This is a genomic window from Paracoccus sp. SM22M-07, from assembly GCF_001887735.1.
Taxonomy (GTDB): domain Bacteria; phylum Pseudomonadota; class Alphaproteobacteria; order Rhodobacterales; family Rhodobacteraceae; genus Paracoccus.
Genome location: NZ_JPKW01000015.1, coordinates 1 through 22,913 on the forward strand (window position 1 = coordinate 1; position 22,913 = coordinate 22,913).

General features: G+C 65.6%; 18 protein-coding genes. 11 read left to right on the top strand and 7 right to left on the bottom strand.

Annotation, left to right across the window (positions count from 1 at the left end):
- Nucleotides 1-348: 348 nt before the first annotated feature.
- Both IE00_RS16630 and IE00_RS16635 read right to left on the bottom strand, forming a co-directional pair.
- Nucleotides 349-1,671 (bottom strand): sigma-54 dependent transcriptional regulator, encoded by a 1,323-nt coding sequence (locus IE00_RS16630; protein WP_072298318.1) that lies wholly within the window; start codon nucleotides 1,669-1,671, stop codon nucleotides 349-351.
- Entirely contained in the window at nucleotides 1,671-3,347 is a 1,677-nt protein-coding gene (locus tag IE00_RS16635) for an ATP-binding protein (protein WP_072298319.1), read from the bottom strand. Before IE00_RS16635 ends, IE00_RS16630 begins: the two co-directional genes overlap by 1 nt.
- Nucleotides 3,348-3,565: 218 nt before the next feature.
- Between IE00_RS16635 and IE00_RS16640 the strand changes: the two genes are divergently transcribed.
- Nucleotides 3,566-4,906 carry a dicarboxylate/amino acid:cation symporter gene (locus tag IE00_RS16640; protein ID WP_072298320.1) on the top strand — a complete coding sequence of 447 codons (1,341 nt, stop codon included), beginning with the start codon at nucleotides 3,566-3,568 and terminating at the stop codon, nucleotides 4,904-4,906.
- 52 nt (nucleotides 4,907-4,958) lie between these two features.
- Here IE00_RS16640 and IE00_RS16645 read toward each other — a convergent pair whose 3' ends face one another.
- Nucleotides 4,959-5,483 (bottom strand): redoxin domain-containing protein, encoded by a 525-nt coding sequence (locus IE00_RS16645; protein WP_072298321.1) that lies wholly within the window; start codon nucleotides 5,481-5,483, stop codon nucleotides 4,959-4,961.
- Nucleotides 5,484-5,722: 239 nt separating this feature from the next.
- Between IE00_RS16645 and IE00_RS16650 the strand changes: the two genes are divergently transcribed.
- The 3 genes from IE00_RS16650 (at nucleotide 5,723) to IE00_RS16660 (ending at nucleotide 9,929) form a co-directional block, all read left to right on the top strand.
- Nucleotides 5,723-6,406 (top strand): GIY-YIG nuclease family protein, encoded by a 684-nt coding sequence (locus IE00_RS16650; RefSeq protein ID WP_072298322.1) that lies wholly within the window; start codon nucleotides 5,723-5,725, stop codon nucleotides 6,404-6,406.
- 167 nt (nucleotides 6,407-6,573) lie between these two features.
- Nucleotides 6,574-7,725 (top strand): RsmB/NOP family class I SAM-dependent RNA methyltransferase, encoded by a 1,152-nt coding sequence (locus IE00_RS16655; RefSeq protein WP_072298323.1) that lies wholly within the window; start codon nucleotides 6,574-6,576, stop codon nucleotides 7,723-7,725.
- An 86-nt stretch (nucleotides 7,726-7,811) separates the two neighbouring features.
- Nucleotides 7,812-9,929: an ATP-binding protein gene (locus tag IE00_RS16660; RefSeq protein ID WP_072298324.1), complete on the top strand. Its 2,118-nt coding sequence runs from the start codon at nucleotides 7,812-7,814 to the stop codon at nucleotides 9,927-9,929.
- Here IE00_RS16660 and IE00_RS16665 read toward each other — a convergent pair.
- Entirely contained in the window at nucleotides 9,914-10,498 is a 585-nt protein-coding gene (locus tag IE00_RS16665; RefSeq protein WP_072298325.1) for a sulfotransferase family 2 domain-containing protein, read from the bottom strand. The two genes, IE00_RS16660 and IE00_RS16665, sit on opposite strands and share 16 nt — an antisense overlap.
- 242 nt (nucleotides 10,499-10,740) lie before the next feature.
- Between IE00_RS16665 and recA the strand changes: the two genes are divergently transcribed.
- The 4 genes from recA to IE00_RS16685 all read left to right on the top strand — a co-directional run bounded on the left by recA (nucleotide 10,741) and on the right by IE00_RS16685 (nucleotide 15,777).
- Nucleotides 10,741-11,811, top strand: a complete 1,071-nt coding sequence (recA, locus tag IE00_RS16670; protein WP_072298326.1) for a recombinase RecA — start codon at nucleotides 10,741-10,743, stop codon at nucleotides 11,809-11,811.
- Between the two features lie 157 nt (nucleotides 11,812-11,968).
- Nucleotides 11,969-14,626, top strand: coding sequence for an alanine--tRNA ligase (gene alaS / locus IE00_RS16675; protein ID WP_072298327.1), 2,658 nt, complete (start codon nucleotides 11,969-11,971; stop codon nucleotides 14,624-14,626).
- A complete protein-coding gene (locus tag IE00_RS16680; protein ID WP_072298328.1) occupies nucleotides 14,623-14,922 on the top strand; it encodes a DUF1330 domain-containing protein in 300 nt (99 codons plus the stop codon). The genes alaS and IE00_RS16680 overlap by 4 nt, the downstream gene beginning before the upstream one ends.
- Before the next feature lie 60 nt (nucleotides 14,923-14,982).
- Complete coding sequence (locus IE00_RS16685; RefSeq protein WP_072298329.1) at nucleotides 14,983-15,777, top strand: class II glutamine amidotransferase; 795 nt, start codon at nucleotides 14,983-14,985, stop codon at nucleotides 15,775-15,777.
- 4 nt (nucleotides 15,778-15,781) lie between these two features.
- Here the strand turns inward: IE00_RS16685 and IE00_RS16690 are convergent, their stop codons facing one another.
- Both IE00_RS16690 and gatB read right to left on the bottom strand, forming a co-directional pair.
- Entirely contained in the window at nucleotides 15,782-16,087 is a 306-nt protein-coding gene (locus tag IE00_RS16690; protein ID WP_072298330.1) for a hypothetical protein, read from the bottom strand.
- Between the two features lie 83 nt (nucleotides 16,088-16,170).
- The gene (gatB, locus tag IE00_RS16695; protein ID WP_072298331.1) at nucleotides 16,171-17,682 is read right to left on the bottom strand and encodes an Asp-tRNA(Asn)/Glu-tRNA(Gln) amidotransferase subunit GatB; all 1,512 of its coding nucleotides are present in this window, start codon (nucleotides 17,680-17,682) and stop codon (nucleotides 16,171-16,173) included.
- Between the two features lie 294 nt (nucleotides 17,683-17,976).
- Between gatB and IE00_RS16700 the strand changes: the two genes are divergently transcribed.
- Nucleotides 17,977-18,594: a lytic transglycosylase domain-containing protein gene (locus IE00_RS16700; protein ID WP_170864192.1), complete on the top strand. Its 618-nt coding sequence runs from the start codon at nucleotides 17,977-17,979 to the stop codon at nucleotides 18,592-18,594.
- A gap of 55 nt (nucleotides 18,595-18,649) precedes the next feature.
- Here IE00_RS16700 and IE00_RS16705 read toward each other — a convergent pair whose 3' ends face one another.
- A complete protein-coding gene (locus tag IE00_RS16705; RefSeq protein WP_072298332.1) occupies nucleotides 18,650-20,035 on the bottom strand; it encodes a dipeptidase in 1,386 nt (461 codons plus the stop codon).
- A gap of 163 nt (nucleotides 20,036-20,198) precedes the next feature.
- On the opposite strand from IE00_RS16705, the gene hemA reads away from it, so the two are divergent.
- Both hemA and IE00_RS16715 read left to right on the top strand, forming a co-directional pair.
- Nucleotides 20,199-21,428: a 5-aminolevulinate synthase gene (gene hemA, locus IE00_RS16710; RefSeq protein WP_072298333.1), complete on the top strand. Its 1,230-nt coding sequence runs from the start codon at nucleotides 20,199-20,201 to the stop codon at nucleotides 21,426-21,428.
- Between the two features lie 110 nt (nucleotides 21,429-21,538).
- Entirely contained in the window at nucleotides 21,539-22,858 is a 1,320-nt protein-coding gene (locus IE00_RS16715; RefSeq protein ID WP_072298334.1) for a helix-turn-helix domain-containing protein, read from the top strand.
- Nucleotides 22,859-22,913: the final 55 nt, after the last annotated feature.

The window sequence follows — 22,913 nt, forward strand, 5'->3', positions numbered from 1 at the left end:
CCCGAGGCCATCCAGTGGCCGGCTTCGCCATCCGGAGCCGCTTCGCCGGCCACCCCAGCTGTAGCGACAAGACACGTAATGCACTAAGATTGAAACCGGACCACCCGATAGGGGCAGGCCAAAGCGGTCAAAACGCGCCCTCAAGATAACTATTTATTCTCATTAGGTTACGCCTGCGCAGGTTATTCCTTTCCTGCGCAGGCTACTGCTTTTTTCAGTCAATCAGAGAGATTTGAACTGATTGAATCGATATATTTTTTTGATTCCTAGAATCGGCGTTCAGGCATGTCCTGCGCACGCTTTTCCTTTCTTTGGCAGCGTGACGGGGGCGGCCGCCGATCCCGCCCCTCAGGCCGGGTCGCGATAGCTGGCGGGTTTGATGCCGTGGCGGCTCAGCTTGTCATAGAAGGTCTTGCGGGGCAGGCCCAGCATCTCCATCGCCTGGGTGGCGTGACCCTGACAGTCGCGCAGCGTGTCGCGGATCAGCGCCGCCTCATAGGTGGCGACCATCTGGGCCAGCGGGGGGCGGGCAGGGACCGGGTTCCCGGCATCCTGATCCAGCCCCAGCAGGTGATGTTCCGCAAAGGCCTGCAATTCCCGCAGGTTTCCGGGCCAGCGATGCGCGGCCAGATGGGCCAGCGCCAGATCCGTCAGCGGCGGCACGCTGCGTGACAGGCGGTCGGCGGCCGATTGCAGGAAATGGCGGAACAGCGCAGGGATGTCCTGCATCCGTTCGGACAGGGGCGGGACCGTGACGATGGCGCGCGACAGGCGGTAATACAACCCCGGATGCAGATCGCCCTGCGACGCGGTTTCGGCGGTGGCGATGATCTGCAGGTCCAAGGGCCGCGGGGCGGCGGCTCCGGCGGGCCAGAATTCCGCCGCCTCGACCAGCTTCAGCAGGCGCGTCTGCGCGGCCTGCGGCAGGGCGGCGACATCGTCCAGGCAAAGAATGCCGCGATGGGCCTTTTCCAGCAGGCCCGGCGCGCGGGCATGACGCGCTTGCGGCCCGCCATCCTGGCCCAGCAGGGTGGCGTCGATCCGGTCGGGCGTCAGGGTCGCGCAATCCAGCGTCACGAAGGGCCTGGCGCGCCGGGGACCCTGCCTGTGGATGGCCCGCGCGACCAGCGACTTGCCCGCCCCGCCGGGCCCGGTGATCAGGGCATCGCTCTGGGCGTCGGCCACCCGCATCAGGCTGTCGCGCAGCTGCTGCATGGCGGGGCTGTCGCCCATCAGCGGCGGATGGGCCAGCGCGGCATCGGTCTGGGCCTGCCGCAGGCGGCGGTTTTCCAGCACCAGCCGCCGCGACGACAGAGCACGGCGCAGCGCGGCGGTCAGCACGTCCGAGGCGACGGGCTTGGTCAGGAAATCATAGGCCCCGGCATGCAGGGCGCGAACCGCCATCTGGACATCGCCATGCCCCGTCAGCAGGATCACCGGCAGATCAGCATCCATGGCGTGCAGGCGCGCAAACAGCTGCAACCCGTCCATGCCCGGCATGCGCACATCCGACAGGACCGCGCCGTCGAAATCGGGCGTCAGCATGGCCAGCGCCGAAGCCGCATCCGCGAAATCCTGCACCGCGATCCCCGCGATGGTCAGCATCTGCGTCAAGGCCGCGCGCAGGTCGTCATCATCGTCGATCAGGCAGATGCAGGGGGCGGGGGGCATCAGGCTCTCCTCAGGGTCAGGCGGAAGGTGGCGCCTTGGCCGGGGCTGGCGGGGTCCAAGGTCAGATCACCCCCGAAATCGCGGGCGATATCGCGCGAGATGACCAGCCCCAGCCCCATGCCCTGCGGCTTGTCGGTGGCAAAGGGCGTGAACAGGCGCGCGGCCCCTTCGGCATCCAGACCCGGCCCGTTATCGGTGACGGTCAGGGTGACGGCATCGGTGTCCCAGCTGGCCGCCAGCCTGATCCACGGGGCGGCGCAATCCTCTTGGGCGTCATGGGCATTGGTCAGCAGATTGACTAGGATCTGTTCCAGCCGCACGGATTCCGCCCGCACGCACAGGTCGTCGGGCAATTCAGGCAGGTCGAAGCGCATCGCGCTGGCCCGTCTGCGGCTGGCCGTCAGCATCAGCGAGGCCTGGATGGCCTGGTCCAGCGACACGGGCTGCAGCGTTCCCGTCGCCTTGCGTGAAAACCCGCGCAGGCGGTCGGTGATGACGGCGATGCGGTCGGTCATGCCGATGATGCGGGTCAGGTTGTCGCCTGTGGCCTGCGTCGCCTGCGCGGGCAGAAGGGCGCGGCCGTTTTCCGCCAGCAGGCGGATGGTGGCCAGGGGCTGGTTCAGCTCATGCGCGACGCCGGCGGTGATCTGGCCCAGGGTCGCCAGCTTGTTGGCCTGCACAAGGTCCGATTGCAGGCGGATCAGGCGCTGTTCGGCGGCCTTGCGTTCGCGCATCTCGTCCGAGAGGGCGCGGGTGCGGGCCTGGACGGCGTCTTCCAGATCGGCGCGATAGGCCGCCTGCGCGCGGGCCTGACGGGCGGTGCGGCGCATCCGGGCCGCGGTCAGCGCGGCGACGATGCCGCCCAGCAGCACGACCAGCAGGGCGGTCCCCGCAGCCAGCCCCGCAATGCGTCGTGCGCCGGCGGTGGGCGTCTGCACGACCAGCCGCCAGTCGCTGCGGCGCAGGGGCACGCGCGTCGTCACCAGACCGCGCGAGGACGGCAGGGTCTGGAACCTCAGCCGGGGCCTGCTGGTGATCAGCACCCGGTCGTCATCGCCCAGAACAAAGGTCGCGTCGCTGTCGCGGGCCCATGCGCGTTCCAGCTGGTCGAACTCGATCTTGACGACGATGACCCCGATGGGACGGCCTGCGTCGCGGATGTCATGGGCCAGATACAGCCCGTGCCGACCACTGACGGTGCCAAGCGCATATTCCTGGCCGGTGCCCTGCCGGATCGCCTGCTGGAAATAGTCGCGGAACCCGTAGTCATGGCCCACGAAGCTTTCGGGCCGATCCCAGTTCGACGCCGCGACCGTGCGCCCCGACGCGTCCATCAGATAGATCACGCTGCTTTGGGTTTCCTCGCGCAGCAGGTCCAGCTTGGCCGACACGTCCGGATCGGACAGACGTCCCGCGCGCAGGGTCGCCACGACCTGCTGATCGACCGACAGGACCGTCGCGACGGCACGCTGACGGTCCAGGATGCTGTCCAGCGCCAGCGCCCGCGTCTGCGCCGTGGCCAGGGCCGCTTGGGTCAGGCGCGCCACCGCGGCCCGTTCGGTCAGATGCCAGGTCGCCAGGGGAACCGTCAGCATCAGCAGGATCGACAGGGCGATGACGACGGGGCGGCGGAAGGGCGGGCTGCCCGAATCGGCGTGTCGGGCAGTGACGGACATGGGCGTGGGCCTTATGGGGCGCGGCGGCCCGGTGTTTCATTTCCGACACTAGCAGATGCGCATCGTGTGGGAAACCACACAGAAAACGACCCCTCCGGCGGCAGGAAAGCCATGTTTTCAATGCATTGCTGTCATGCAACGCCGCCCTTCGGAACCGTCCCGCATTCCTTATCCTGCGCGTGACATGACTGACACACGCAAAGGTAGGAGGAGACCTCATGCAGTTGGATCCATCCGCGCAGCCCCATGCGCCGACCCACAAACCCTTCTATGCCCATCTCTATTTCCAGGTCGTGACCGCCATCATCTGCGGCGCGCTGGTCGGGCATTTCTTCCCCCAGACCGGCGAGGCGCTGAAACCCCTGGGCGACGGCTTCATCAAGCTGGTCAAGATGATCATCGCGCCGGTGATCTTTCTGACCATCGTGACGGGCCTGGCCGGCATGGGCAGCCTGCGGGGCGTCGGTTCGGTCGTGGGCAAGGCCTTCGCCTATTTCCTGACCTTCTCCACGCTGGCGCTGATCGTCGGGCTGATCGTGGCCAACGTGGTCCAGCCGGGCAGCGGCATGAACATCGACCCCGCTACGCTGGATGCCAGCGCGGTCACGGGCTATGCCGAAAAGGCGCATGAAACATCGCTGACCGGCTTTGTCATGGACATCATCCCCGCCACGCTGGTTTCGGCCTTTGTCGAGGGCAACATCCTGCAGGTGCTGTTCGTGGCGATCCTGTTCGGCATCTCGATGATCCTGATCGGCGACAAGGCCAAGCCGGTGCTGGCCGTCTTCGAAAGCGCCAGCCTGGCGATCTTCCGCGTGGTGGACATCCTGATGAAGGCCGCCCCCATCGGCGCCTTCGGGGCCTTCGCCTTCACCATCGGCAAATACGGCATCAGCGCGGTCGCCAACCTGGCGGCTCTGGTCGGAACCTTCTATCTGACGGCGGCGCTGTTCATCATCGTGATCCTGGGCACCGTCTGCCTGCTGAACGGATTTTCGATCTTCAAGCTGATCAGCTATCTGCGGACCGAGATCCTGCTGGTGCTGGGCACGTCCTCCTCGGAATCGGCGCTGCCTTCGCTGATGGAAAAGATGGAGCGGGCAGGCTGCGCGCGTCCCGTCGTGGGCCTGGTCGTGCCGACCGGCTATTCCTTCAACCTGGATGGCACCAACATCTACATGACGCTGGCGGCGCTGTTCATCGCGCAGGCGACGAATACCGATCTGTCGCTGCAACAGCAGATCCTGCTGCTGCTGGTGGCGATGCTGTCATCGAAGGGCGCTGCCGGTGTCACCGGGGCGGGCTTCATTACGCTGGCCGCGACCCTGTCGGTGGTGCCGACGGTGCCTGTGGCGGGGATGGCGCTGATCCTGGGCGTCGACCGCTTCATGTCGGAATGCCGGTCGATCACCAACTTCATCGGCAATGCCGTCGCGACCGTCGTCGTCAGCCGGTGGGAAGGGGCGCTGGACCGCGATCAGCTGAACGCGGCGCTGAACGGCAACCTGCCCGAGGCCGCCGAGGAGGCGCTGGTGCCCGACGGCCCCACCGCGCGGTGACCGCAACCTGACCGGAATGGAAAAGGGGGCCCGCTGCGGCCCCCTTTTCGCGTCATGCCATCCCGCGAATGGGATAGTCGTTTTTCAGGATGAACTTCAGCCCCGACAGCAGGTCGTCGACCGTCGGACGCGCGAAGGGCACGTTCTGCAGATACAGCGAATAGATCCGCCCGTCGGGATAAAGGACCGCGATGCCCGGTTCGGCAAACCGCGCAGGTTCGGCATCCTTTTCCTTGTCCGAAATGAACAGGCCCCAGGCTCGGGCCGCATCCTCGGACAGGTTATGCCCGACATGCAGATCGCCCAGGTCCCATTCCTGCTGCTGGCGATCGAACCGCTCGCGTTCATCCATCGAAATGGCCGCCACATCGACACCCAAGTCGCGGAATTCACCCTGACGCCGTGCCAGTTCCTCGATCTGCTTCTTGCAGATCGGGCAATGGATGCCGCGATAGAAGAAGATCGCCGTCATCTTGTTGTCGGGCGTGGCGGGCAGGGCAAAGGCGTTGCCTTCGTGGTTATGGGCCTCGATCAGGGGGGCAAGCTGGCCGGGGATGGGCGTGGTGTGATGGGTCATGGTGTTCCTTATCCGTGAACGGTGAACTTGGGCCCCCAACGCGGCCGCGCAGGGGCGGTTGCAGGCGGTCCGAAAAACGATTGCGTGAATCGCGCCGGTGTTAACCATTTGTTCTTGCGCAAATCGGCGCTTTTTCCTAATTCGGTTCAAAAGGCTAGGGGTGGTTCCTGATACGTTTCGGGACGATCCGGCCAGCAGAAGGCCCGGTGCACGGGTCCGGCAGACAAAGGAACCCGTCCTTGGGCATCAAAGGCAAGCAACTTCGGACCGTGCGCGGCAGCTTCGACCTGTCCCGGACCGTCATCGTCGGATCGCCGACCAATCCCAACATCGTCTATGGCTATCGCTTTCCCAGCCACCCGCGACGCATCAAGATCGGCTATTCCAGCCGGGGACTGTCGCGGGTGGCCGAACAGGCGACCGCCTTTCCCGAAAAGCCGATCATCGAATTCGTCATCCACGACCGCCGCGCCCGCACCATCGAGGGCGCCTTTCACCGTGCCCTGCGCGGTCGCCAGGCCGATACGATCGGCACGGAATGGTTCGATGCATCCTGGGGCGACGTGCTGGCGGTGTCGCCGGTGCTGCGCAAGGCCAGCGTCGCCTATAACATCGTGCTGGGGGGCAAGATCATCGGGGCGGCCTTGCTGGGATTGGCGGGGTTGATGCTCTATCCGCTGCTGCTGGCGATGATCGCGGCACTGTTGAGGGGGGCTGCGATGGTGCCTTTGTGGGATTTCGGCCGCGACTATCTGCAAGGGGTCATCGCCCGTCCGCCTTCGGACAGCCTGGCGATGGCGCGATACCTGTTGCGGCAGGCGGCGATCCGGGATGTGCCGGGGCTGGTCCATCTGGTCGCGCTGGTGCCGGTGCCGCTGTTGGCCTGGTTGCCCTTCGCGCGCGTCAGGCCGCAGGCCTTCTGACGGTCACGTCCCCGAGTGTCACGCAATTCTGACGCGGGGACCCGCTTGCGGCCGCCCCCCGCTTGAGCGCATGGTTTCGACCGTGCTAGGCCGAAGGCCGATCAGGCCGGGCAGGCCGCAAGGGGGTGACAGATGCACAAGGAAATTTCCCAAAACGGGCCGGTGACGTGACGCCCGGCGCACGGGTTGCCGCCGCGATCACGGTTCTGGATCAGGTGCTGGCCGGTATGCCGGCGGAACAGGCTTTGCTGCGCTGGTCGCGGGGCAGCCGGTTCGCCGGGTCAGGCGACCGGGCGCGGCTGCGCGATCTGGTCTTTGGGGCGCTGCGTCAGCGCGACAGTCTGGCGGCCCTGGGCGGGTCGCTTGACGGTCGCGGGCTGATGATCGGCCATGCCCGCCGACAGGACATGGATGTCGCCGCGCTTTTCTCGGGCGAGGGGCATTCCCCCGCCCCCCTGACCAAAACCGAGCTGGACCATGTCGCGCCCGCCACCTTACCCGACGATCTGCCCGATTGGATCAGGCCGCGCTGGCACGCCTCGCTTGGGGATCGGGCCGAGCAGGTCGCGGCACTGATGGCCGATCGCGCGCCGGTCTGGTTGCGGGTCAATCCGCAGCGCGTCGACCCCGACAGCGCCGTCGATCAGCTGCAATCCGAGGATATTCCCACCCGTCCCGCCGACGACCTGCCCACGGCGCTGCAGGTGATGGGCAATGAACGGGCGGTGGCGCGCTCGGCGCTCTATCGCGACGGCGGGATCGAGCTTCAGGACCTGTCGCCGCAACTGGCCTGCGCCGCGCTGCCCTTGCGGGCCGATGACCGGGTGCTGGATTACTGCGCGGGCGGGGGCGGCAAGACCCTGGCGCTGGCTGCACGTCAGCCCAAGGCCCGATACGAGGCGCATGATGCCTTGCCCGCCCGCATGGGCGATCTGCCCGAACGGGCCGAGCGTGCGGGCGTTCCCGTGCGCATCCTGCGCAAGCCCGAAGGCAGCTATGACCTGGTCGTGGCGGATGTGCCCTGTTCGGGCACCGGCACATGGCGGCGCACGCCCGATGCGAAATGGCGGCTGACGCAGGATCAGCTGGTCCGCCTGACCGAAGTGCAGGCCCAGATCCTGGACCAGGTCGCGCCCATGGTTCGCCCGGGCGGTCATCTGGCCTATATGACCTGTTCGCTGCTGGATGACGAAAACGGCGATCAGGTCCGTGGTTTCCTGTCGCGTCATCCCGGCTTTGCGCTGGTTCAGGACCGGTCGTGGACGCCCATCGACGCGGGCGACGGGTTCTATCTGGCGGTGATGGCGCGCCGGTCCTGATGCCGCGGCGCGGGATCACGGTTAACGGCCTGTTAAGGTTGGGTCGGCTAGGCAGAGGATCGTCAAGGGACAAAAGGACGATTCGCATGGTGCATCTGGACCAACGCGCAGGACTGCCGAAGGGGGCGATCGCCGCCCTGCCGCTGCTGCTGACACCCATGGTGGCGGGGGCGGGCATCCTGGCCGTGGTGCCGGGGGCCGCGACCGGACTGACGGCGGTGGCCGTAGGGACGGTTTCGGTGGCATGGTACCTGCTGGGCGGGGCGGTCGGGTTGTCGCATCTGTCGCGCGGCATGGCCGCCAGGCGCGCCCTGTCCGCGATCCGGTCCGAGGTTGCGGCGGCCGCCGAACCGATCTGGTTGTGCGATGCGGATGGCCTGGTGCTCTATCAGAACCAGTCCGCCCATCTGGCCTTCGAGGATCTGACCGGCCGCAGCATCCTGTCGCTGATGACCCGGCTGCGGGCCGATGCGCCCGGCCATCTGCAGCAGATGTCCAGCCGCGCCCTGCGGCTTGGCAGCGCCGAGATGGACCTGCCCGAAGGCCATGTCCTGACGCTCAGCTGTCTGCCGGATGCGCCCTTGCAGGTCTGGTCCTATCTGCGTCCCGGCCAGATGGCCGAGCCTATCGAGGTCGCCATGGACCTGGAAGACGCCGAGGATCGCGACGAATTCGATGCCGTTCCGGTGGCCTTGCTGCGCCTGCGGTCGGACGGGGTGATCTGTCGCGCGAATGCCGCCGCCCGCGCCCTGCTGGACGGCATGCTGACAGGCGCCCTGGATCAGAACATCACCCAGCTTCTGGACGGACCGGGCAGGCCGCTGACCGACTGGCTGTCCGATATGTGCGCCGGGCGCGCCGTGAACCGGACCGAGATGCTGCGCCTGCGCCACCCCGACAGCCGCAACGGCGACATGCGCGACCGCCATTTCCAGGTGGCCCTGGCGCGCGACCCCCTGGACGGCGACCAGCTGATCGCGGTCCTGACCGATGCCAGCGCCTTGAAGACGCTGGAGGCGCAATTCGCGCAAAGCCAGAAGATGCAGGCCATCGGTCAGCTGGCAGGCGGCGTGGCGCATGATTTCAACAACCTGCTGACGGCGATCAGCGGGCATTGCGACCTGCTGATGCTGCGCCACGACAAGGGCGACCCGGATTTCGCCGATCTGGACCAGATCAGCCAGAACGCCAACCGCGCCGCCGCGCTGGTGGGTCAGCTGCTGGCGTTTTCGCGCAAGCAGACCCTGACGATGCAGATGCTGGACCTGCGCGACACGCTGGCCGATCTGACCCATCTGCTGAACAGGCTGGTGGGCGAACGGGTGGGGCTGACGATCATCCATGATCCGGCCCTGCATGCGATCCGCGCCGACAAGCGGCAGCTGGAACAGGTGATCATGAACCTGGTGGTGAATGCCCGCGACGCCATGCCGACGGGCGGCGACATCATCGTGCAGACCCGCAACGTCCATCTGGACACCCCCGAGCATCGCGACCGCGTCACGATGGCCCAGGGCGATTACGTCGCGATCACCGTGCGCGATGCAGGCAGCGGCATCGCGCCCGATCACCTGGAGAAGATCTTCGACCCCTTCTTCACCACCAAGAAGGCGGGCGAGGGGACCGGTCTGGGCCTGTCCACCGCCTATGGCATCGTCAAGCAGACCGGCGGTTATATCTTCTGCGACAGCGAGCTGGGCCGGGGCACGACCTTCACGATCTATCTTCCCGCCCATGCGCGGTCGTCGCTCAAGCCGGCGCCGGTGGCAGCGCCCGTCGGGCGGGCAGCACAGATGGCGCCCGGTCCCAAGGGGCGGGTCCTTCTGGTCGAGGACGAGGCCCCCGTGCGGGCCTTTGCGTCCCGCGCCCTGAAGCTGAAGGGCTTCGAGGTGGCCGAGGCGGCCTCGGGCGAGGCGGCGCTGGAATTGTTGGAAAAGGGCGATCGTCAGATCGACATCTTTGTCACCGATGTGGTGATGCCGGGCCTGGACGGACCGTCATGGGTGCGCCAGGCGCTGAAGCTGGTGCCGCAGGCCCGCGTCATCTTCATGTCCGGCTATACCGAGGATATCTTTGTCGACGGTCAGGTCCCGGTTGCCGACGCGGCCTTCCTGGCCAAGCCCTTCACCCTGACCGAGCTGACGGAACTGGTCCGCACCCGTCTGGCCAGCCCGGACCCGCAACCACCTCACAAGGTGTCGTAGAGGTCCAGGTCGAAGGACATCGCCTGGCGCAGATCGCGTTCGGCATCGCTGTCCAGATGCACATCGACGCTGGGAGGCACGTTGATGCGCGGCAGTTCGATCGCGCAATCCAGACGATTTTCCAGGAAATCGACGAAATCCTGAATGCGTTCGTACTGGAAGATGCAATCGACGCTGCGCAGCCCTTCGGTCAGGAAGGCGCCCTGCGATCCGATGCCCAGGGCCTCGGGGCCGCCTTCGCGGGCATATTCGGTGGCGAAATCGGCGAATGACATCCCCTCCATCGCGTGGTGGGGATCTTCGTGATCGTCGCGCAGCTTGAAGCGGTACCAGCTGCGCAGCCAATCGACCGGTTCGCGCATCAGGGCGACGGTGGTGAAGCGGTCCCCGGTCTGGGCCTCCAGCCAGGGGCCAAGATGGCGGTGATAGGTGCCGATATCGGTATGCTTGAGCTGCGCGGGGCGTTGCAGAGCGGCGGATGCCAGCGATTCGAGTGCCATTTCGATGGCGCTGGACCCCGCCTTGGGGGTCGCCAGGAAGACCAGTCTCTGATCCCAGAATATCAGCATTCGCAGTCGCTCCGATCATGTGGTTTGCTGCAATCGGGCCGTGAATATCGGTCGGGCGCTGCGGTGTAAACGCTTTGTTAACCCGTGGCGGGTCAACGTGGTGGAGGCGAATCAATTATTAACCACGCCATGCTTGAAAAGCCGGGGGCGATGGCGCATGTATGTGCGAACAAGGCGTGAACATTCGTTCCGTCGATGTGATTGCCCAGCCCGTTGGGCTGTGAAATAACGATGGGAATGACATGGCACAGGCGAGCATTTTCGACATGACCGACAAACGCACGGCAGACAAGCAGAAGGCGCTGGAAAGCGCCCTGTCCCAGATCGAACGCCAGTTCGGCAAGGGTTCGATCATGAAGCTGGGCAAGGACAATCCCGTAGCCGAGATCGAGTCGACCTCGACCGGTTCGCTTGGTTTGGACATCGCGCTTGGCATCGGCGGGCTGCCCAAGGGCCGCATCATCGAGATCTTCGGGCCCGAAAGCTCGGGCAAGACCACGCTGACGCTGCATGTGGTGGCCGAGGAACAGAAGAAGGGCGGCGTCTGCGCCTTTGTCGATGCCGAACACGCGCTGGACCCGCAATATGCCAAGAAGCTGGGCGTGAACCTGGACGAGCTGCTGATCAGCCAGCCCGACACGGGCGAACAGGCGCTGGAGATCGTGGATACGCTGGTGCGTTCGGGCGCCGTCAGCCTGGTCGTGGTCGACTCGGTCGCGGCGCTGACGCCCAAGTCCGAGATCGAGGGCGACATGGGCGACATGCAGATGGGCAGCCAGGCCCGCCTGATGAGCCAGGCGATGCGCAAGCTGACCGCCAGCATCGGGCGTTCGAACTGCATGGTGATCTTCATCAACCAGATCCGCATGAAGATCGGCGTCATGTTCGGGAACCCCGAAACCACCACCGGCGGCAACGCGCTGAAATTCTATGCCTCGGTCCGTCTGGACATCCGCCGCACCGGCTCGGTCAAGGATCGCGACGAGGTGACGGGCAACACGACCCGCGTCAAGGTGGTCAAGAACAAGGTCGCGCCGCCGTTCCGTCAGGTCGAATTCGACATCATGTATGGCGAAGGCATCAGCAAGGTGGGTGAATTGATCGACCTTGGCGTCAAGGCCGGCGTCGTCGAGAAATCGGGCGCATGGTATTCCTATGGCGATGAACGCATCGGGCAGGGGCGCGAGAACGCCAAGCAGTTCCTGCGCGACCGTCCCGAAGTGGCCTTTGCCATCGAGGACAAGATCCGCGCCAGCCACGGCCTGGAATTCGGCAGCGGCGAAGGCGACAGCGAGGAACTGACCGAGGATTGATCCCGGTCACGAACCGATCTGACAATGCGCGCGGGGGATCATCCTCCGCGCGCTTTCGTTTGCGATTGCTGGACAGCCGCACGGGCTGGCGATAGACCAAGCACCAAGCCCGGCCTGGCCGGAAGCAGCCAGAACATATTTGCGATGAAGGCCCGCCATGCCCAGTCTGAACGACATCCGATCCACCTTCCTTGGCTATTTCGAAAAGAACGGCCACCGCGTCGTGGACAGCAGCCCGCTTGTGCCGCGCAACGACCCGACGCTGATGTTCGCCAATTCCGGCATGGTGCAGTTCAAGAACCTGTTCACCGGCCTGGAAACGCGTGATTACAACCGCGCGACCACGGCGCAGAAATGCGTCCGCGCGGGTGGCAAGCACAACGATCTGGACAATGTGGGATATACCGCCCGCCACCACACCTTCTTTGAAATGCTGGGCAACTTCAGCTTCGGCGATTATTTCAAGGCCGAGGCCATCCCCTATGCCTGGGAACTGCTGACGAAGGAATTCGGCATCCCCAAGGACCGCCTGCTGGTCACCGTCTATCACACCGATGACGAAGCCGCCGCGATGTGGAAGAAGGTCGCGGGCCTGACCGACGACCGCATCATCCGCATCCCCACGTCGGACAATTTCTGGCAGATGGGCCCGACCGGCCCCTGCGGTCCCTGCACCGAGATTTTCTTCGACCATGGTGACAAGATCTGGGGCGGCCCTCCGGGCAGCAAGGATGAGGATGGCGACCGCTTCATCGAAATCTGGAACCTGGTCTTCATGCAGAACGAGCAGTTCGAGGACGGCTCGATGCGGGCGCTGGACATGCAGTCGATCGACACCGGCATGGGTCTGGAACGCATCGGCGCGCTGCTGCAGGGCAAGCACGACAATTACGACACCGACCTGATGCGCAGCCTGATCGAGGCCAGCGCGAACGTCACCAGCGCCGATCCCGACGGTCCCGGCAAGGTGCATCACCGCGTCATCGCCGATCACCTGCGTTCGACCAGCTTCCTGTTGGCCGACGGGGTGATGCCCAGCAACGAAGGGCGCGGCTATGTCCTGCGCCGCATCATGCGCCGTGCAATGCGCCATGCTCACATGCTGGGCGCGCAGGATCCGGTCATGCACAAGCTGGTGCCCGAGCTGGTTCGCCAGATGGGCGCGGCCTATCCCGAACTGACCCGCGCGCAGCCGATGATCGAGGAGACCCTGCGCAGCGAGGAAACCCGCTTCCGCCAGACGCTGGATCGTGGCCTGCGCCTGCTGGACGACGAACTGGCCAAGCTGCCCGAAGGCGCGAACCTGCCGGGCGAGGCGGCCTTCAAGCTCTATGACACCTTCGGCTTCCCGCTGGACCTGACGCAGGACGCCCTGCGCGAAAAGGGCCGCGCGGTGGAGACCGAGGGCTTTGACAGCGCCATGGCCGAACAAAAGCGCATGGCGCGGGCGGCCTGGTCCGGTTCGGGCGAAGCGGCCGACGCCAAGGTCTGGTTCGAGCTGGCCGAAAAGCACGGCGCGACCGAATTCCTGGGCTATGACACCGAAACCGCCGAGGGCCAGATCGTGGCGCTGGTCGCCGACGGGGCCGACGCCGCGGAAGCAGGCCAAGGCAGCACTGTCAGCATCGTCGTGAACCAGACGCCGTTTTATGGCGAAAGCGGTGGTCAGGTCGGCGATACCGGCCTGATCAAGACCGACACTGGGGCCGCACGCGTGACCGACACCAAGCGCGTCGCCGGGGTCTTTGTCCACATGGCCGAAGTCACGATGGGCACCATCAGCCGCGGTCAGGGCGCGACCCTGACGGTCGATCACGACCGGCGCGGGGCGATCCGGGCCAACCACTCGGCCACGCACCTGCTGCACGAGGCGCTGCGCCGCGCGCTTGGCGATCACGTCTCGCAGCGGGGCAGCCTGAACGCGCCCGATCGCCTGCGTTTTGATTTCAGCCACAACCACGCCGTCAGCGCCGAGGAAATGGCCCAGATCGAGGCCGAGGTGAACGAGTTCATCCGCCAGAACAGCCCCGTGGTCACCCGCATCATGACGCCCGACGACGCCCGGAGCCTGGGCGCGCAGGCATTGTTCGGCGAGAAATACGGCGACGAGGTTCGCGTCGTGTCGATGGGCAGCCTGGATGGCAGCGGCAAAGGCGCTGACGGGGCGACCTATTCGCTGGAGCTGTGCGGCGGCACCCATGTGGCCCGCACGGGCGATATCGGGGCCTTCGCGCTGCTCGGCGACAGTGCCTCCAGCGCGGGTGTGCGCCGGATCGAGGCGCTGACGGGCCAGGCCGCGCTGGACCACCTGCGCGATGCCGACCGCAAGCTGACCGAGATCGCGGGCATCCTGAAGGCGCAATCCGCCGAGGTGGTGAACCGCGTGCGCGCCATGGCTGACGAACGCAAGGCCCTGGCCAACGAGGTCGCGCAGCTGAAGCGCCAGCTGGCCATGGGCGGCGGCGGAGCCTCCGAGGCGAAGGAGATCGCCGGCATCAAGTTCATCGGCCGCAAGGTCGAGGGCGTGGGCGGCAAGGAACTGGGCGCGCTGGTCGATGAGATGAAGGCCCAGTTGGGCAGCGGCGTCGTGCTGGTCCTGGCGGAAGCCGACGGCAAGGCGACGGTGGCTGCCGGCGTCACGGGCGATCTGACCGATCGTGTCAGCGCCGTGACCATCGTGCAGACGGCCACCGCCGCCTTGGGTGGCAAGGGCGGCGGTGGCCGTCCCGACCGTGCCCAGGGCGGGGCGCCCAGCCTGGGTGCCGCCGACGCGGCCTTTGCCATGGTGGAACATCTGATCGGAGAAATCGCATGACCGCGCTCTGGATTGCCCATGTGACCGTCACCGACGCCGAGGCCTATGGCCGCTATGCCAAGGAGGCTGGCCCCGCCATCGCCCAGCATGGCGGCGTTTTCCTGGCCCGCGGCGGCCGTTATCACCAGCTGGAGGGCAACGACCGCGCGCGCAACGTCGTCGCCCGCTTTCCCAGCCTGGAGGCGGCGGTTGCCTGTTATCACAGCACCGAATACCAGGCGGCGCTGGCCCATGCCAAAGGCGCAAGCGAACGCGACCTTGTGATCGTGGAAGAAACGCCGCCCGCCGCGGAATAAGGTGATTGCGTCATACCTTTGTGCTAGATCTGTCACAAAGAAGACGCAAAGGGGCAGGGCATGTGTCGTTGGGCGGCCTATCTGGGCCAGTCTATCTTCCTTGAGGATATCGTCAGTCTGCCGGCGCATTCGCTGATCCGGCAGTCGCAGGGCGCGATGCGCTGCCCCACACCCGTCAATGCTGACGGCTTTGGCATTGCCTGGTACGGTGAACGACCGGAACCCGGGCTTTATCGCGATGTCTTGCCGGCCTGGTCGGACCCGAACCTGCGCAGCCTTGTGGGGCAGGTCCGGTCCGGGCTGTTCATGGCCCATGTCCGCGCCTCGACCGGGACGGCCACCAGCCGCAACAACTGTCATCCCTTTGCCGTCGGCCGTTGGAGCTTCATGCATAACGGTCAGTTCGGCGGCTATGACAGCTATCGCCGCCATGCCGATGCGCTGATCCCCGACGACCTTTACTCTCACCGCAAGGGCGCGACCGACAGCGAGGCGCTGTTCCTTATCGCGCTTGGGCAGGGTCTGGACCTGGACCCCAAGGGGGCGATGCAGCGTGCGATCGGACTGATGGGGGATCTGGCGTCAAAGCGGGGCGAGGCGCCGCATATCCGCGCGGCTTGCGCGCTGTCCGATGGGCGGCGGCTTTTCGCCCTGCGCTACAGCAGCGACGAACATGCGCCGTCGCTTTACTACCGGTGGTCGGCGTCACGGCAGGGATGGGCGGTCGTGTCCGAACCGTTGGAAACCGACCAGGGCGACTGGTCCGAGGTTCCCCCGGGCAGCTTCTGCATCTTTGACGGCGACAATGTCGCGATCAGCAGCTTCTGCCCGGACAGCCTGCAGGCGGCGGCCTGAACGATCAGAACTTGGGGTCGATCGCCGGTTCGGGCTTTTGGGGTTTCGGCGCGACCTTGCCCTTGCCCGTCGCGCGACGGAAGACCAGAACGTTGTGATAGACCGTGGTGCGTCCGGTCAGGCCGCTGCGTTCCTCGGATGGCAGGACGTCGGCGCGCAGGTATTCCCACCCTTCGGCCGCCATGCTGTTCAGCTGCGCCGTCAGCGCCAGCGCATAGCGGTCGGTCGGTGTCTTGGCATCCTTGTCCTTTTCCCCGCGCATGGGGGCGGCAACGACGGAATATTCAAAGCCCGGTTCAGAAACGCCCATCTTGATCCTGCCATTCGCGAAATTCGGGGCCGTGCCCGGTGGGAAAGAGGAATGACCCCGCCGTGACGGGCGGGGTCACGATGTCACTGCGCCAGCTTTTTGGCGACCAGTTCGTTGACGGCGGCGGGGTTGGCCTTGCCGCCGGTGGCCTTCAGAACCTGACCGACGAACCAGCCTGCCAGTTTCGGGTTGGCCTTGGCCTTTTCGACCTGCGCGGGGTTGGCGGCGATGATCTCGTCCACGGCGGCCTCGATCGCGCCAAGGTCGGTGACCTGCTTCATGCCGCGATCCTCGACGATGGCGGCCGGGTCGCCGCCTTCGGTCCACAGGATCTCGAACAGGTCCTTGGCGATCTTGCCGGAAATGTCGCCCTTGGCGATCAGATCGACCACGCCACCCAGCTGCGCCGCCGAGATGGGCGAAGTCTGGACCGTCAACCCTTCCTTGTTCAGCCGGCCGAACAATTCGTTGATGACCCAGTTCGCGGCCATCTTGCCGTCGCGACCCGATGCCACGGCCTCGAAGTAGTTGGCGTTTTCCAGTTCGGCGGTCAGGACGCCCGCGTCATATTCCGACAGGCCCATGTCCTTGACGAAGCGGGCCTTCTTTTCATCGGGCAGCTCGGGCATCGCGGCGGCGATGTCATCGACCCAGGCCTGCTCGATCTCCAGCGGCAGCAGGTCGGGATCGGGGAAGTAGCGATAGTCATGCGCCTCCTCCTTGGACCGCATCGACCGGGTTTCGCCCTTGTCCGCATCATAGAGCCGCGTTTCCTGCACGACCGTGCCGCCATCCTCGATGATGGCGATCTGGCGGCGCGCCTCGTATTCGATGGCCGCCTGGATGAAGCGCATCGAGTTCATGTTCTTGATCTCGCAGCGCGTGCCCAGATGGCTGAAATCGCCGGTTTCGGCAAAGCGTTCGTAATCGCCCGGCTTGCAGACGCTGACGTTCACGTCGGCGCGCAGGTTGCCGTTCTGCATATTGCCGTCGCAGGTGCCCAGATAGCGCAGGATCTGGCGCAGCTTGACCACATAGGCGGCGGCCTCTTCGGGGCCGCGGATGTCGGGGCGGCTGACGATCTCCATCAGGGCGACGCCGGTGCGGTTCAGGTCCACGAAGGACATGTTGGGGTCCATGTCGTGGATCGACTTGCCCGCGTCCTGTTCCAGGTGGATGCGTTCGATGCGCACATGGCGGGCGACGCCCGGACCCATGTCGACGATGATCTCGCCCTCGCCCACGATGGGGTGGTACAGCTGGCTGATCTGATAGCCCTGCGGCAGGTCGGGATAGAAATAGTTCTTGCGGTCGAAGGCGCTGCGCAGGTTGATCTGCGCCTTCAGGCCCAGACCCGTGCGGACGGCCTGCGCCACGCAGAATTCGTTGATGACCGGCAGCATGCCCGGCATGGCGGCATCCACGAAGGCCACGTTGCTGTTCGGCTCGGACCCGAATTCGGTCGAGGCGCCCGAAAACAGCTTGGCATTCGATGCGACCTGCGCGTGAACCTCGAGGCCGATGACAAGCTCCCAATCGCTTTTGGCGCCTTGGATCACCTTGGGCTGCGGGGCGGTATAGGTCAGGTCTAGCATCTGGTCGGGCCTCATCGTGCGGCGGATCGGTCGTTGCGCGGGTTTTAGGGCAAGGCCGCGGGATTGTCACGGCCTGCCGCAAGGCCATCTGTCGATCGCCCTCCGAATCGCCGCGATGGACGCGCCAAACGAATTGCGCGTGTGTTTTGTCGTGTTTTGGAGGGCCATCGGCGGGAATCCGTCACACCGGGCGGCGCGGGGTGGCACGTTCCCGCCGACGCCGGAACGCGTCGCTTGCGGCATTTCGGGCTTCGGCTAAGCCAATGCCTGACGAAACTGACCCACGAGGTTCCGATGCGCGCTGCGCTGTCCCTGGCCGCCCTGGCCGTTCTTGCCGCCTGTTCCACGACGCCCGGTGCCGACAAGGCCGAGGCCGTGAAGATGGAGGCCGAAGAGCTGGCCCTGGTCGCCGAGCCGCCGATGCGGTGGGACGCGAAAGGCGGGTCCGATGCCTGGACCCAGGCCACATTGGCCGCGCTGGACAAGGAAGGCGTGACGATCATGTCGCGCGTTCCCCAGGACATCAACGAATTCTGCCCCAACTACCGCCAGTTGACCCAGACCGGGCGCAAGGCTTTCTGGGCGGGGCTGCTGTCGGCGGTCGCCAAGCATGAAAGCACCTATAACCCGCAGGCAGCCGGTGGCGGCGGTCGTTGGCTGGGCCTGATGCAGATCGCCCCCGCGACCTGGCGCCATTACGGCTGCAGCGGCAATATCCGCAACGGTTCTGACAACATGACCTGCGCGGTCAAGATCATGTCCCACCAGGTCGGGCGCGACAATGCCGTCGCCCATGATGGCCAGGGATGGCGCGGCGTCGCGCGCGATTGGGCGCCCATGCGCAGTTCGTCCAAGCGGGCCGACATCGCGAACTGGACGTCCAGCCAGAGCTATTGCAGCACCCAGGGCTGATCCGTCGAAATTTGGGTTTGGATAAGGGGCGGCACCGGGTGCCGCCCCTCTTTCGTCAGCGCAACGCCGCCAGGATGCGCACCCAGGACCGCGCGCCCTTGGCAAAGCTCTCGACGTCGTATTTCTCGTTCGGGGAATGGATGCGGTCGTCGTCGCGGGCAAAGCCCACCAGCATCGAATCCATGCCCAGCAGCTCCTTGAAATCGCCCGCGATGGGAATGGACCCGCCGCCACCGATATATGCGGCCTCCTGGCCCCATTCCTGGGTCAGCGCGTCCTTGGCCTGGCCGAAGGCCGGATCGCTGATGTCCATGACGCTGGCGGGGCCGGCGCCGTGATCGTGGAATTCGACCCGGCAATCGGCGGGAACAAAGCGGCGCACGTGATCCTGGAAAGCCTGGCGCACGGCCTGCGGGTCCTGGGTGCCGGTCAGGCGGAAGCTGACCTTGGCGCGCGCCGTTGCCGGCAGAACGGTCTTGAACCCGGCCCCGGCATAGCCGCCGGCGATGCCGTTGATTTCGGCTGTGGGCTGGTTCCAGACCATCTCCAACGGCGTGCGGCCCTGTTCGCCGATGGGCTGGGACAGCCCCACGCGCGACAGGTAATCGGTGGCGTCAAAATTCAGCGCCTGCCAGTCGCGGGCCAGTTCCGGCGACAGGTCGGCCACGCCGTCGTAAAAGCCGGGCAGGGTGACACGACCTGTGTCGTCCTTCAGCGCCGACAGCGCCTGCGCCAAGATCATGATCGGGTTCGCTGCCAGACCGCCGAAGCTGCCCGAATGCAGATCGCGGTCGGCGGCGTGGATCACGACCTCCTGTCCCACCAGCCCGCGCAGCTGCGTCGTGATGGCGGGGCGGCCATCGGCATAGCGCGCGGTGTCGCAGATCATTGCCAGATCGGCGCGCAGATCGTCGGCATGGGCCTGCAGGAAGGGCCGCAGCGAGGGAGAGCCCGATTCCTCCTCGCCCTCGAACAGCAGCGTCAGGTCGGTGGGCAGGGCGCCATGCACCGTCTTCCAGGCGCGGAACGCCTCGACGAAGGTCATCAGCTGACCCTTGTCATCGGATGCGCCGCGGCCGCGGATGACGGGACCGTCGGGCGTCTCCTCGATCGCGGGTTGGAAGGGCGGGCTGTCCCACAGTTCCAGCGGGTCGACCGGCTGGACGTCATAGTGGCCATAGAACAGCACGGGACGCGCATCGCCCGCGGGGGATTTCGCCACGATCATCGGATGGCCCGGTGTGTCGTGCAGCGTCACGTCGAAACCAAGGTCGCGCAGCTGGGCCACCAGCCATTCCGCAGCCTGCCGCACGTCGCCCTTATGCGCCGGATCGGTCGAGATCGAGGGAATGCGCAGGAACTCCAGCAGCCTGTTCAGCGCCGCATCCAACCCCTTGTCCAGTTGCGACAGCATGTCCTGCGTCGATGCATCTTCCACCATGTTTCCCGCCTTTCCGAGAAGAATTGTCGGTTTTCGGACTGGACCTTTTGTCCCAGTCCGACGTTTTCGACTGTCATTTTCGCGGCTTGCCCTTTATTCAGGTGGGGCCGCGCGTGGTCGGACCATGATCGCACCCAGCCAGCTATGCAAGGGAACGCCCGCAATGAAATATGATGCCGCACTGGACCAGGCGATTTCGCGTCTGCACGATGAGGGACGTTATCGCACCTTCATCGATATCGAACGCGCGAAAGGCCGGTTTCCCCAGGCCGTCTGGAATCGTCCGGATGGCCAACAGCAGGAAATCACCGTCTGGTGTGGCAATGACTATCTGGGCATGGGCCAGCATCCCGTCGTCCTGGCGGCCATGCACGAGGCGCTTGACGCCACCGGCGCAGGCTCGGGCGGGACGCGCAACATCAGCGGCACCACGGTCTATCACAAGCGGCTGGAGGCCGAGCTGGCCGACCTGCATGACAAGGAAGCGGCGCTTGTCTTCTCCAGCGCCTACATCGCCAATGATGCGACCCTGTCGACGCTGCCCAAGCTGTTTCCCGGGTTGATCATCTATTCCGACGAATTGAACCATGCCTCGATGATCGAGGGGATCAAGCGCAATGGCGGCGCCAAGCGCATCTTCCGCCACAATGACGTCGCACATCTGCGCGAATTGCTGGAGGCCGATGATCCGGCGGCCCCAAAGCTGATCGCCTTCGAATCCATCTATTCCATGGATGGCGATTTCGGCCCCATCGAGGCGCTTTGCGACCTGGCGCAGGAATTCGGCGCACTGACCTATCTGGACGAGGTTCACGCAGTGGGGATGTACGGTCCCCGCGGCGGCGGCGTTGCCGAACGCGACAACCTGTCGGGGCGCATCGACATCATCAACGGCACGCTGGGCAAGGCTTTCGGTGTCTTCGGCGGCTATATCGCGGCCAGCGCCAAGATGTGCGACGCGATCCGCTCCTATGCGCCGGGCTTCATCTTCACGACGTCTCTGCCACCTACGGTTGCAGCAGGGGCGGCCGCGTCGATCGCCTTCCTGAAGACCGCCGAAGGCCAGGAACTGCGCGACGCCCAGCAGCTGCACGCCCGCATCCTGAAGATGCGGCTGAAGTCGCTGGGCATGCCGATCATCGATCATGGCAGCCACATCGTCCCCGTGCATGTCGGCCATCCGGTCCACTGCAAGGCGCTGTCGGACATGATGCTGCGCGATTACGGCATCTATGTGCAGCCGATCAATTTCCCCACCGTTCCGCGCGGTACGGAACGCCTGCGCTTCACGCCCTCGCCGGTGCATGATCCCAAGCAGATCGACCACCTGGTCCGCGCCATGGATACGCTGTGGTCACATTGCGCGCTAAATCGCGCCGAATTGAGCGCATAGACAAATCGCCCCGTGAACTGCTCTCGCCCGCGTGATAACGTGCGGGTAAAGAAGCAGCGATACTCTCCGATTCGGAGAGTGACGCATAACCGTCGGATGAGGCATTCGGGATGAGCAGGCTGCGGGCAACACACCCAGCAGAGGAGTTCGCGCAGGTGGAGGATAACGAACAGTTCCTCGACGATGACACGCGTCTGGGCGACCTGATGCGCGGTGAACGGGCCACATTGGGCAAATCGCTGCTTGATGTGCAACGTGAATTGCGGATCCGGGCATCCTATGTCGCGGCCATCGAGAATTGCGATATTTCCTCGTTCGACACGCCCAGCTTCGTGTCGGGCTATGTCAGATCCTACGCGCGCTATCTGGGCATGGACCCGGATTGGACCTTCCGTCGCTTCTGCGCGGAATCGGGCTTCATGCCGACCCATGGAATGGCGCCTGCCGCGTCGGGGCCCAAGCCCGCGCGGCGGCCGTCCGACCCCGCCGAGGCGCTGGCCAACCCCCGTGCGCTGTTCATCCCGCAGGAGCAGAGCTTCTGGTCGGATATCGAACCACGCGCGATCGGGGCGATCTTCGTGCTGATGGCGCTGATCGGCGGTCTGGCCTATGGCGGCTATGCCGTCCTGCAAGAGGTCCAGCGCGTCACCCTGACCCCCGGCGACGACATGCCCGGCATCGTGACCGAACTGGACCCCACCCAAGGAGCAGGCCTGTCCGATCCCGCGCTGGACGGGGCCGAGGGCGCGGAAATTGCACGCAACCTTCCCCAGCCCGAGTCGCTGGACCGTCTCTATCGTCCCCAGATCCTGGAAGCGCCGGTCATGACCGCGCGTGACGGCCCCATTGCCGCCATCGATCCCGGTTTGCTGGATGGCAGCCCCAGCGTGGATTCGATCATCGCATCCGCAGGCCAGATCACCCAATTCCCGCAGCCCCAGGCGGGCGTGGCCATGCCGGGTGAGGTTGCAGGCCCCGTGGCACCCGCGGGTGATCAGCCGCTGGTCGGTCCCCGTGTGGCCGATACCGGCGCGGCAACCGAAACCGCCGTTCGCACCCTGGCCCCCGACGCCCCCGAGGTTCAGCTGATGGCCGTCCGTCCGGCATGGGTGCGCGTCACCTCGGCCGATGGCACGGTGCTGCTGGAAAAGATCATGGATGCGGGCGAACGGTTCACCCTGCCCAAGCTGGAAGAGGCGCCGCGCCTGCGGACCGGCAATTCGGGTGCGATCTATTTCGCCGTCAATGGTCAGGCCTATGGTCCCGCAGCCCCCGGTGCTCAGGTGGTCAGCAAGGTCGAACTCTCGACCGAAAGCCTGACCGAGCGTTATGCCCTGGCCGATGTCAGCTCGGACCCCGAACTGGCGCAGATGGTCGCCGTGGCGCAGATCGCCCCCGAGCCGGAACAGGGTGGCGAAACCACGGAATGACTTTGAAACCGATGACTTTGACACTGCCGGGCCCCACGCCCGGCAGTTTCCGTTT

What these genes read in the sequence shown, in the direction of transcription:
- IE00_RS16630 (WP_072298318.1), bottom strand. Translation starts at nt 1,671, where the DNA reads ATGCCCCCCGCCCCCTGCATCTGCCTGATCGACGATGATGACGACCTG.
- IE00_RS16635 (WP_072298319.1), bottom strand. Translation starts at nt 3,347, where the DNA reads ATGTCCGTCACTGCCCGACACGCCGATTCGGGCAGCCCGCCCTTCCGC.
- IE00_RS16640 (WP_072298320.1), top strand. Translation starts at nt 3,566, where the DNA reads ATGCAGTTGGATCCATCCGCGCAGCCCCATGCGCCGACCCACAAACCC.
- IE00_RS16645 (WP_072298321.1), bottom strand. Translation starts at nt 5,483, where the DNA reads ATGACCCATCACACCACGCCCATCCCCGGCCAGCTTGCCCCCCTGATC.
- IE00_RS16660 (WP_072298324.1), top strand. Translation starts at nt 7,812, where the DNA reads ATGGTGCATCTGGACCAACGCGCAGGACTGCCGAAGGGGGCGATCGCC.
- IE00_RS16665 (WP_072298325.1), bottom strand. Translation starts at nt 10,498, where the DNA reads ATGCTGATATTCTGGGATCAGAGACTGGTCTTCCTGGCGACCCCCAAG.
- recA (WP_072298326.1), top strand. Translation starts at nt 10,741, where the DNA reads ATGGCACAGGCGAGCATTTTCGACATGACCGACAAACGCACGGCAGAC.
- alaS (WP_072298327.1), top strand. Translation starts at nt 11,969, where the DNA reads ATGCCCAGTCTGAACGACATCCGATCCACCTTCCTTGGCTATTTCGAA.
- IE00_RS16680 (WP_072298328.1), top strand. Translation starts at nt 14,623, where the DNA reads ATGACCGCGCTCTGGATTGCCCATGTGACCGTCACCGACGCCGAGGCC.
- IE00_RS16685 (WP_072298329.1), top strand. Translation starts at nt 14,983, where the DNA reads ATGTGTCGTTGGGCGGCCTATCTGGGCCAGTCTATCTTCCTTGAGGAT.
- IE00_RS16690 (WP_072298330.1), bottom strand. Translation starts at nt 16,087, where the DNA reads ATGGGCGTTTCTGAACCGGGCTTTGAATATTCCGTCGTTGCCGCCCCC.
- gatB (WP_072298331.1), bottom strand. Translation starts at nt 17,682, where the DNA reads ATGCTAGACCTGACCTATACCGCCCCGCAGCCCAAGGTGATCCAAGGC.
- IE00_RS16700 (WP_170864192.1), top strand. Translation starts at nt 17,977, where the DNA reads ATGCGCGCTGCGCTGTCCCTGGCCGCCCTGGCCGTTCTTGCCGCCTGT.
- IE00_RS16705 (WP_072298332.1), bottom strand. Translation starts at nt 20,035, where the DNA reads ATGGTGGAAGATGCATCGACGCAGGACATGCTGTCGCAACTGGACAAG.
- hemA (WP_072298333.1), top strand. Translation starts at nt 20,199, where the DNA reads ATGAAATATGATGCCGCACTGGACCAGGCGATTTCGCGTCTGCACGAT.
- IE00_RS16715 (WP_072298334.1), top strand. Translation starts at nt 21,539, where the DNA reads ATGAGCAGGCTGCGGGCAACACACCCAGCAGAGGAGTTCGCGCAGGTG.